The 7,605-nt window shown below is 61.7% G+C and carries 6 protein-coding genes and 1 pseudogene; 3 read left to right on the forward strand and 4 right to left on the reverse strand.

The window, feature by feature from the left end; all coding sequences use genetic code 11:
- Both VGH68_RS21060 and VGH68_RS21065 read left to right on the forward strand, forming a co-directional pair.
- A pseudogene (locus VGH68_RS21060) lies at positions 1 to 216 on the forward strand (hypothetical protein); the annotation flags it as partial.
- Positions 217 to 251: 35 nt separating this feature from the next.
- Positions 252 to 1,898, forward strand: coding sequence for a methyl-accepting chemotaxis protein (locus tag VGH68_RS21065; protein ID WP_331605633.1), 1,647 nt, complete (start codon positions 252 to 254; stop codon positions 1,896 to 1,898).
- Positions 1,899 to 1,981: 83 nt separating this feature from the next.
- Here VGH68_RS21065 and VGH68_RS21070 read toward each other — a convergent pair whose 3' ends face one another.
- The 3 genes from VGH68_RS21070 to VGH68_RS21080 form a co-directional block, all read right to left on the reverse strand.
- Complete coding sequence (locus VGH68_RS21070) at positions 1,982 to 2,416, reverse strand: helix-turn-helix domain-containing protein (RefSeq protein ID WP_331605634.1); 435 nt, start codon at positions 2,414 to 2,416, stop codon at positions 1,982 to 1,984.
- Positions 2,417 to 2,488: 72 nt separating this feature from the next.
- Entirely contained in the window at positions 2,489 to 4,021 is a 1,533-nt protein-coding gene (locus VGH68_RS21075; RefSeq protein WP_331605635.1) for an MFS transporter, read from the reverse strand.
- A 178-nt stretch (positions 4,022 to 4,199) separates the two neighbouring features.
- Positions 4,200 to 5,612 carry an MFS transporter gene (locus tag VGH68_RS21080; protein ID WP_331605636.1) on the reverse strand — a complete coding sequence of 471 codons (1,413 nt, stop codon included), beginning with the start codon at positions 5,610 to 5,612 and terminating at the stop codon, positions 4,200 to 4,202.
- Between the two features lie 125 nt (positions 5,613 to 5,737).
- On the opposite strand from VGH68_RS21080, the gene VGH68_RS21085 reads away from it, so the two are divergent.
- A complete protein-coding gene (locus tag VGH68_RS21085) occupies positions 5,738 to 6,550 on the forward strand; it encodes a TetR/AcrR family transcriptional regulator (protein ID WP_331605638.1) in 813 nt (270 codons plus the stop codon).
- Between the two features lie 146 nt (positions 6,551 to 6,696).
- Here VGH68_RS21085 and VGH68_RS21090 read toward each other — a convergent pair whose 3' ends face one another.
- Entirely contained in the window at positions 6,697 to 7,605 is a 909-nt protein-coding gene (locus VGH68_RS21090) for an MFS transporter (RefSeq protein WP_331605639.1), read from the reverse strand.

Below are 7,605 nucleotides of genomic sequence, written 5' to 3' on the forward strand. Positions count from 1 at the left end.
CATTTCAACGCTGTGAATCTGTTATGTAACAGATTCAGCTTTGCTGTGTATTGCCTCAACCCGATCCGAGTGCCAGGATCGGCGCTCTTTGCGGAGATTCCGATGAGCGGTGCAGCATGCCAGACGCAGCAGGGCCCGGTGACGCACCTCGACGTCTCCGCCGGCGCCGTCGAAACGGCGCTGACCGTCGTGCGCGACTTCTTCGCCGCGCGATAAGGCCGTGACTCGGATGTTCGCCAACCGAGCGCACGTTGGACATTCGCAAGCAGGTACATAGGTTGGTAAAAGTTATCGCACAGGGAGCGATGTTGAAACTTCAGAATGTTCGCACAGGGACGCGGGTTGCTGCGGGTTTTGGATTGATTCTGTTTGCGCTTATCGCGCTGACGATTGTGGGGATCACGCGCGTCGACAAGATCAATGCGAGCCTCATGACAATCAACGACATCAACAGCGTGAAGGAAACCTACGCGATCGCATTCCGCGGAAGCGTGCACAACCGCGCCATTGCGCTGCGCGACGCGGTGCTCGTGCCACCGGGAGAACTTCCTTCGGTGCTGTCGCATATCGAGGAATTGAACGAGGCGTACCAGCAGGCAGCCGGTCCGCTCGACAAAATGGTCGCTGTTCGCAGCGCGGCCTCTAACGAGGAGCAGCCCGCGCTGATGGCCATCAAGGCCGACGAGGCTCGCACACTGCCCTTGATGGCCGACGTGATTGCAAGGCAGCAGGCGGGGGACGCAGCCGGTGCGCAGCGCGTGCTGCTTGAACAGGCCCGGCCGGCATTCGTCGACTGGCTGGACGCCATCGATCGATTCATTAATCTCGAAGAGCAATTGAATGGTGCACAGGGGCACGCGGCGCGGGAAGTTGGGCGCACATTCCAGGTGCTGATGCTCGTGCTGACCGGTCTGGCAATCACAATAGGCGGTGTGATTGCCTATTGGATCACGCATGACATCACCCGGGCGCTTGGCGGCGAACCGGGTCAGGTCAAGTATCTGGCTGACGCGATCCGCAGCGGCGACCTGTTGCAGGCGGTGCGGGTGCGACCTGGCGACAACGACAGCATACTTGCGAGCATGGAGCGGATGCGCAACGCACTGCATGAGGTCGTCGAAAGGGTGCGGCAGCATGCCGACGGCGTCTCTGCGACAAGTATTCAGATCAGCCAGGGCAATGCAGATTTGTCCAGGCGCACGGAATCGCAAGCTGCGTCGCTGCAGCAGACATCAGCGTCGATGGATCAACTCACGGGCACCGTCAAACAGAATTCGGACAGCGCGAGGCAAGCCAGCGCGGTAGCTACGGTGGCCGAGGAGATAGCCACGCGCGGCAGTCAAACTGTGCAAAGCGTGGTTGAAACGATGGACGGAATCTCGGCCTCGTCGGAGCGGATCGCACAGATCATTTCGGTCATCGAGGCGATAGCGTTCCAGACCAATATTCTCGCGCTCAATGCGGCAGTGGAAGCCGCTCGTGCGGGCGAGCAGGGGCGCGGCTTCGCGGTTGTCGCGAGCGAGGTCCGGTCACTTGCGCAGCGCGCGGCGACCGCTGCGAAGGAAATCAAAGCGCTTATCGATGAATCGGTCCAGCGTGTTCAGGCGGGGTCGTTCAGAGTGCGCGACGCCGGTGCGACGATGGCGGAAATTTTGCAATCGGTACGGCAGGTCAACGAGATCATGGCCGAGATCGCCGCGGCGTCGGAAGAGCAGAGCATCGGCATCGAGCAGGTGGGACAAACGATCGTGCAAATGGACGAAGCGACGCAACAAAATGCCGCCCTTGTGGAACAAGCGTCGGCCGGTACGCGATCACTGAAAGAACAGGCGCTTGCGTTGCGCAGTGCGGTCGGCGCCTTCCGGATACGCGGTTCGTTGCCAACCGAGCATCATTGACCGGCTCAATTGAAGCCTCGCTCGCCGTTGCCGGCATCGAACTGCCGGCTACATTTACAACACAGAAGTACCAACCACGCAGTTCAAAGGGTCGCCGGGTCGGGTGAGCGCGAAGTATCGGCGCGCTTTTCCCTACGATCGAACTCCAGCCGCGCCGCTTCCATCTCGGTCATGTGGCTTTCGGCCCAATCCCAAATTCCGCAGATCTTGGCGAGGAGGCTGTCTCCGAGCTGTGTCAGCCGATAGTCGACGCGCGGCGGTATCACTGGATGCACGTGGCGCGAAACCAGGCCGTCGCGTTCGAGTTGGCGCAACGTTTTCGTGAGCATCTTCTGACTGACGCCGCCGATGTGTTCGCGCAGGCGCGAAAAACGCATCTCGCCACGAGTCCCAAGTGCGTCGATCACCAAAATGCTCCACTTATCGGCGATCTGCTCAATGATGTCGCGCGCAAGATCATCGGTTTTCTTTTGCGCGTTGTCGTTGGCGCAAAGCGTATCGTCGCAATGTGTGTCCATGGGGGAAAGTATGGGGCTGCGAGGGGTAGGGCGGTCGGCTGATCTGGCTGACATGATCGTAAGCGTGTTGGCTTAGTCAGCCACGCCTTCGCCTCCCAAAAGCGTGCGGCCGTTATTGCTGGGCTCCGCAGCGGATCGCGTGCGGCCGAGAAATGCCAGCACGACGAGCGCGGAGGCCAGCGTGATTGCCACGAGAATATGGAGCAGGATGCGGAACGCGTCGTCGTACGCTTGCGCGAGAACAGGTTGCCCGAGCCCGGGCAGAAGAGCGGCGGCATGCGGCAGATCGCCGGTTGCCACGCGTTGCGCGGCTTGCGCGGCGGCATCGCGCGACACGGGCGGTAACGCTGCCAGTGCATCCGATAGCCTCAGACGTGTCAGAACCGCCAATATCGCGCCGGCGATTGCGAGTGTCATGCCCTCTCCCGCTACACGCGTCGTGCTGAAAATGCCGGTTGCCATGCCCGCGCGTTCCTTTGGGACGACGCTGACGGACAAGCCATCCATCAGGCCCCACGGCAGGCCGGCTCCGACTCCGATGATGAACAGCGGAAGCGCCAACGCATCGGCTGGCGCGTCGGGCGCGATGTCGCCGAACCAAAGCATACCGGCCGCCGCTATGACGAGGCCGACCGCTGAAATGACACCGGCCGACATCCATCGCGTGAGGAACGCAGCCGTGATGGGCACAAAGAGCATTGGCGCCGATAGCGAGACCATCATGACGCCCGCATCGATAGCAGAATGTCCTTCAATTCCGATGAATCGCGTCGGCAGGACGAGAAGCAGAGTGACGTAGCAAAACGCCGTCGCCAACGGGAGCACCTGAACGCCCACGAAGCGCGGGTAGCGAAACAGCGACAGGTCGAGCATTGGCCGGGCAACACGCTTTTCGATCGAGACGAACGCGATGAACATCGCCACGGCGCCCGAGAACAGTCCAACGACGAGAGGGCTGCTCCAGCCGCTTTCCGGCGCTTGCAACAGCCCGAATGTGAAGAGTGTCAGCGCGGCGGTAAAACTGGCGGCGCCAGACCAATCGAGACCCCTGGCATTGGGGTCGTGCGATTCTGTCAGCTTCGGCACTCCGAGTGCGAATCCGGTCAAGCCGATTGCGGCATCTGCCAGGAAGAACGAGCGCCAACCGAACGTCTGGGTGAGAAACCCGGCGAGCAATGGGCCAAGTGCCAAGCCCAGGCCGAAGGTGGTGCCGAGCATGCTGAACGCGCGGGCGCGCCCTTCTCCGTCAAACTCCTGGGCGAGCGCTGCCGACGCGCCCGCCAGCACCAACGCGGCGGCAATGCCCTGTAGCGCGCGCTGAAAATCGACCCACGATAGAGACGGCGACGCGGCGATCCCGAGTGACGTCAACGCGAAGAGCACGACGCCTGTGGCGAAGACACGCTTTCGTCCGAACAGATCGGCAAGCGCTCCGGAGGCCATCAGCGTGCTGCCGAAGCTCAGCATAAAAGCGTTGAGAATCCAGTTGACCGCCACTGGGCCGCCGCCCAGCGCAATGCCGATGGCTGGCGCGGACACGGCCGCACCGCCGAAATTCAGCGGCAGCACGAGCACTGCGATGCAAATGCCCACAAGAATCAGCATCTGTTGCGACGCGCTGTGGGGGGCTGTTACGTTCACTGCCGGCATGACGCCGGCGGGGGCGTCCGGTCGTGCTGCGCACGGGGTAGCGCTTGTTTCCTGCACTGGCTATCTCTCTCTCTTTTCAAGTTCTACCATTGAGCCCATCAGGACATGCGTATTCGCCCGCTTCAATTCGGCGCTATCGCGATGCCGTCTGTGTATGGCCACTTACCTCGCGGCCTGCATCCGGTTCTATGCCGATGAAGTAAAGGACCGATAGCAGCACCAGCGCGGCGACTAGCTCGAAGGCGACCCGGAAATCGGCCACTGACAGTTGCGCGTGATTGCCATGAACCAGGACTGCAACGTGCAGCGCGATCGCGCCAAAAGCGATGCCCAGACCGATGGTCATCTGCTGGACCATACTGAAGAACGTGCTCGCTGAACTCATTCGCGCCGGCGGGACGTCCGCGAACGCGAGCGTGTTGATGCTTGTGAATTGCATCGATCGGCACAGGCCGCCCACCAGCAGCACGAGCATGATCAGCGCGCGCGGGGTATCCGGTGAGAGCAGGCTGCACAACGCGATCGTGGCCGCGGTAAGCAACCCGTTGACGATCATTACGCGGCGAAAGCCAAAGCGTTTCAGGATCGGGGTAGTGACGGTCTTCATGCCGAGATTGCCGGCTGCGTAGGCGAGCACCAGCAACCCCGCAGCGAATGCGTTCAACCCGAAGCCTATCTGGAACAGCAACGGCAACAGGAAAGGTGACACGCTGACCGAGACGACATACAGCGAACCGCCGTCGAGGGTCACGCGAAACGTCGGAATCCGCCACGGCGAAAGATCGATCAGCGGATGTTCGGCGCGGCCGAAATGCCGGACGGCCAGGATTGCGGCGAGAAAGCCGGAGAGCACCGCGGCGGTCGTGGTGCGCCAGTCGCCGTGCGGTTGCCCGATCAGGACCATGCCGTACATCAGGCACGTCAACGCGACACCGCTCAGCACGAACCCCGGCACATCGAAGGGGCGGCGGGTGGGTTCGCGGTAGTTCGGAATGAATAGGGCTGTGAGCACCAGACCCAGCAAACCGATGGGTACGTTTAGTAGAAAGATCCACCGCCAGTTGAAATAGGTCGAGATGAAGCCACCCAGCGCTGGTCCCAACACCGGAGCGGCAAGCCCAGGCCACGTGATATAGGCTATCGAGCGCATCAGGTGACGCTTCTCGGTGCTGCGCAGCACGGCGAGGCGGCCTACCGGCACCATCATTGCCCCGCCAATTCCCTGCAGGATTCGCGAAGCGGTGAATTCGAAGAGGCCGTTACTCAGCCCGCAAAGTATGGAGGCGCCGGTGAACACGATGATCGCGCAGCCGAACACCGAACGTTGTCCAAAGCGGTCGGCCACCCATCCGCTGATTGGAATGAAGACCGCGAGCGCCAGCAGATAGGCAGTCATGCCGATGCTCAGGCTCACGGATGTAACGCCGAATGTGGCGGCCATGTGCGGCAGGGCGGTCGCGATCACCGTCGCATCCAGATTCTCCATGAAATACGCACTAGCGACGATCAGCGCAATGATGACTGACTGGCGGCTTGACAAAGACATGGACGGAGAACGGAATTCGGGTTATGCGGCAGGCCCTCAAACGCATCCTGTTGGAGCCGTTGCATTTGATGGTGCTCAAAGACGGGACTGGCTTCGCGGTAGCCTGAGATAATGCATGGCTGCGCTTGGGTGACCTGGGGAGATTCTTCCTCGTACCCGGACGATATACTGTAGCAAATCATAAGTCGTCATGTGAAGACTTATTTTTCGAAAGCGATGGACACAGGAGCGTCATGAAGGCTAAACCCAAGGATGTTGCACAGCCGGGCGGCAAGACCGGTGCGGGTCGCGCGCCGGTCAAGCGGCCGATGAAGAAAGCACCGCAGCGTTTGCCGCGCGCTGAGCGTCAGGCACGCGTGCTGGAGAAAGCCGCGGAATATTTCGCCGAGCACGGTTTGAACGCGCAGACTCGCGCGATCGCCGAAGCCTGTGGCGTCTCGCAACGTTTGCTGTATAGCCTGTTTCCTAGCAAGGCGGCGTTGATCGACGAAGTTTACAAGCGTGAAATCGTAGGCAGCTTCAAGGCGATCTGGTTCGTTCAATTGAAAGACCGCAGTGTGCCGCTTGAAAGGAGGCTCAATACTTTTTATCGAGACTACTACGATACCCTGCTGACGCGGCAGTGGCTCCGGCTGTTTTTGTACTCTTCGCTTGAAGATCTGCAAATGGCGCCGACGTACACTAACGCGGTCGTCACGCATGCGCTCGAAATCGTTGTCAGTGAGACAGCGCACGAATTGGGATGCGGCGTACCGGCCGATCCGGCGCATCTGACCGAGGTGGGCTGGCTGCTGCACGGCGCGGTATCCCACCTTGCGATTCGGCGCCGTATCTATTCGAACGACAACACCACGCCGAGCGACGCGGTGATTGCGATGCACGTGCGCGCGTTCCTCACGAGCGCGCCAGCGCTGCTTCCGGCGCGGGAAGGCGCCTGAGGGTGACGCGCAGGTGGCATTGCGGACCGCTTCGCGGCAGGATCAGAATCGATGCCAGTGGGCCGCAATCCATCAACTGCTTTCGAGTCCGTGGTCGCCGACGCTTTTCCAGGCGGGTGCTGCGCTGACTGCGACCGGCTTCCTGTTCAGTCACCGATCGCATGAGCGTCTGTCCGCTGGTTCGCTTGCCCGCGCATCAGCAGGAGCAGCGCGATGAGCACAAGCACGATCGTCAAGCCGACAAAGAGCAGCGTCGCGCGCTGAATGCCGGCGAGCTGCACGGCGAAGCCCAGACCGATCACAGGTAGTGAGATCGCCACATAAAGCACGACGAAAAAGCTCGACGTAACTTCCGCTCGCCGGTGCGCGGGCGCCGCCGACGCGATCTCGCCCAACCCGGCGCGCAAGCTGATGCCTTGCCCGATTCCTGCCAGGGCGGTGCCGAGCAAGAGCAGGCCGAGCGAGCGTTCGGGCACGCACAGGCCGACGCAGATCAGTCCCACGACGAGGCCAATGCACCCGGCCGCTTGCCGCCACCGGGCAGCAATGATCGTCTGCACGATCTGCCCGAGAGCGGAGCACGCGAACAGCAGGAACACGATCGAGCCGGTGACTATGCCGCTGTGAAAGCCGAGGACGACCCGAATCAGTTGAGGGGCGACCGCCGCAAAGAAGCCCACCACGACGAACCCGGCAAACCCCGCTAGCGCGGCAGGAATGAATGCACCGCGTACCTCGACAGGAAGCGAAATTCTCTGGATGCCGAGCTTCACCCGCGCGGGAATCGTGGCAGTCTCCGGCACACCGCGGACGGCGAGGGCGGCGATGCCGACCAGCGCCAGATGCACCGTATAGGGCAACTGCGTCGGCCAGGGAAACAGTTCGACCATGATGCCGCTTAGCAAAGGACCGCAACCCAGCCCGAGCATATTGGAGGCGGTAGCCGCGAGCATGGCTTTGCCGCGCCACGCGGGCGGCGCGAGTTCGATCACGGCTACGGTGGCGGTTCCTGTGAAGATGCCGGCAGAGACTCCCGACAACAGTCGGCCCAGCAT

Source organism: Paraburkholderia sp. (assembly GCF_036488505.1).
Taxonomy (GTDB): domain Bacteria; phylum Pseudomonadota; class Gammaproteobacteria; order Burkholderiales; family Burkholderiaceae; genus Paraburkholderia.

Bases quoted from the DNA above. Each gene is read 5' to 3' on its own strand.
- VGH68_RS21070 (WP_331605634.1), bottom strand. From the start codon at position 2,416: ATGGACACACATTGCGACGATACGCTTTGCGCCAACGACAACGCGCAA.
- VGH68_RS21075 (WP_331605635.1), bottom strand. From the start codon at position 4,021: ATGCTGATTCTTGTGGGCATTTGCATCGCAGTGCTCGTGCTGCCGCTG.
- VGH68_RS21080 (WP_331605636.1), bottom strand. From the start codon at position 5,612: ATGTCTTTGTCAAGCCGCCAGTCAGTCATCATTGCGCTGATCGTCGCT.
- VGH68_RS21090 (WP_331605639.1), bottom strand. From the start codon at position 7,605: ATGCTGGGCCGACTGTTGTCGGGAGTCTCTGCCGGCATCTTCACAGGA.